This is a genomic window from Streptomyces sp. AC512_CC834 (genome assembly GCF_019049325.1).
Lineage (GTDB): Bacteria > Actinomycetota > Actinomycetes > Streptomycetales > Streptomycetaceae > Streptomyces.
On the sequence record NZ_JAGMUO010000003.1, the window covers coordinates 1 to 1,356 of the forward strand.

Genomic DNA, 1,356 nt, shown 5'->3' on the forward strand with positions numbered 1-1,356 from the left:
GAACACCACTGGTCAGACGGCCGCACACCTGGAATTCCGGTGGCCATCAGCCTGGACTCGGCTGGCCGCACATCTGGACTTTGCCACGGCCGCTGTCACCGGACTTGGGTAGCCCCCATGTCATCGGCGTTCTGCACCATCTCAGACAGGACTTGCAGACGGTCCGATGACAGCGTTTCGGCCCCCCTCTGTCCTCCTTCGGCCATCAGCCGGAAGACACCGGGCCCATTCTGAAGTCCCTCATCGAGGAGCCCCACCGCCCGAGCGGCTTGTTCAGCGGTCTCGACATCGATGCCCGGATCCGTACGCGGATCCGACAGCAGCGCTTCCACCGCCGCGATGAGCTCTTCGTCCTCGTTCACCCGGATCTCCTCCCCATGGGCTGTATTCAAGAGCGCCCCCGCGCCCTGGCAAAGCCTCAGGGCAGGTGACGCTCTGCCTGGCTACGACCGGCGAAATCGCGCCAAAGCCGACAGCGCAGAGCGCAAGTCAATCCTTGAGGCACAGCGCAGACCGGGCGCTGCGGTCCGCACAAGCACCCGGGTATCAGTTCACGCCACGGCGGGTGAACGACCGAAAACTCCTGCCCCTGGGGCCTGATTGTCAGACCGGCATGCTAAGGGCGCCGGACGCTCACGCACTCGCAACTGGCGGGTCCCGAAGGCGAACCAGTACGGCTTGTGCTGTCGGTAAGGCAGGAGGCCCCCTGCTCCTCTTGCTTCCTACAGCGCCGATTTGCGCAGTACCGCCTCCTGATCACTGGGGCACTGCCGTACGCCCTCCGTCCACACTGCAGAAGTGTGGCGACGATCTTGGGCCCGACCCCCAGCCTTCGGCGCCGGCCCACAACGCTATGGAGCTAGCTTTCGGGAGCGCAGAAGCTCATTGAGGACACGTATGGGCGACGTCGGGCACATTGCCAGCCGGGCATCGAGCGCCGTCTCCCACTGCTCGGTCAGCCCCAGCATGAGGCGCTTGCGCATGCCTGGGGTGACGTGGGCGTAGCGTGCCGAGACCGAGCCGTCGATGTGGCCCATGCGCTCATCCATGAGCACCTTCTCGGTCCCCAGGTCCTCCATCATCGTCCGGTGGGTGTGGCGAAGGCCGTGGGGCGTGAGTCCCTTGGCTATCGGGAGCCAACAGGCGTCGGCTCGTTCGCTGGCACCCCGCCCTCTTGCCGGGACGCCGGGCCAAGGCTCGCCGAGCAAGGGCACCGGCCGTGGCTCCTGTGGCGCCTTCTTCGGATACCAGCCTGAGACGAGCAATGCTCAAGACCTGTGGATCAGCCCCGGGCGGGGACGCGGAGGCGTACCTTCCCGAATGATCCTTTGATGGTCACCGAGTAGGCCCGCGTTC

At 65.8% G+C, this 1,356-nt stretch carries 1 protein-coding gene and 1 pseudogene; both read right to left on the minus strand.

Features of this window, described 5'->3' with window-relative positions; translation table 11 throughout:
• Nucleotides 1–95: 95 nt before the first annotated feature.
• Nucleotides 96–362: a hypothetical protein gene (locus KUM40_RS00015; RefSeq protein ID WP_217161414.1), complete on the minus strand. Its 267-nt coding sequence runs from the start codon at nucleotides 360–362 to the stop codon at nucleotides 96–98.
• Between the two features lie 489 nt (nucleotides 363–851).
• Nucleotides 852–1,259: pseudogene (locus tag KUM40_RS00020) on the minus strand (LacI family transcriptional regulator); the annotation flags it as partial.
• Between the last annotated feature and the right edge of the window lie 97 nt (nucleotides 1,260–1,356).